Source organism: Lacihabitans soyangensis (assembly GCF_024343775.1).
GTDB lineage: Bacteria > Bacteroidota > Bacteroidia > Cytophagales > Spirosomataceae > Leadbetterella > Leadbetterella soyangensis.
Genome location: NZ_RJUF01000170.1, coordinates 1 through 315, shown reverse-complemented (window position 1 = coordinate 315; position 315 = coordinate 1). Strand labels below are relative to the sequence as shown.

1 protein-coding gene is annotated in these 315 nt (G+C 49.5%); it reads left to right on the top strand.

What is annotated here, in order from left to right; genetic code table 11:
- The coding region (locus EGI31_RS15285; RefSeq protein ID WP_255038015.1) for a SprB repeat-containing protein at positions 1-315 on the top strand (315 nt) is incomplete at both ends.

Genomic DNA, 315 nt, shown 5'->3' with positions numbered 1-315 from the left:
CACTGGTCGCATCGATTTCAGCACAAACGAATATAGTGTGTAATGGAGCAAGTACCGGATCGGCAACAGTAACAGCATCAAGCGGTATCAGTCCTTACTCGTATTCATGGGCTCCATCGGGTGGTACTGCAGCAACAGCAACCGGCCTATCAGCCGGAACTTACACCGTTACGGTGACGGATGCCAACTCTTGTCTGCAAACAGCTACGGTCAACATCACTCAGCCTGCTGCCTTGGTCGCATCTATTTCTGCTCAAACGAATATAATTTGTAATGGAGCAAGTACCGGATCAGCTACAGTATCGGCATCTGGTG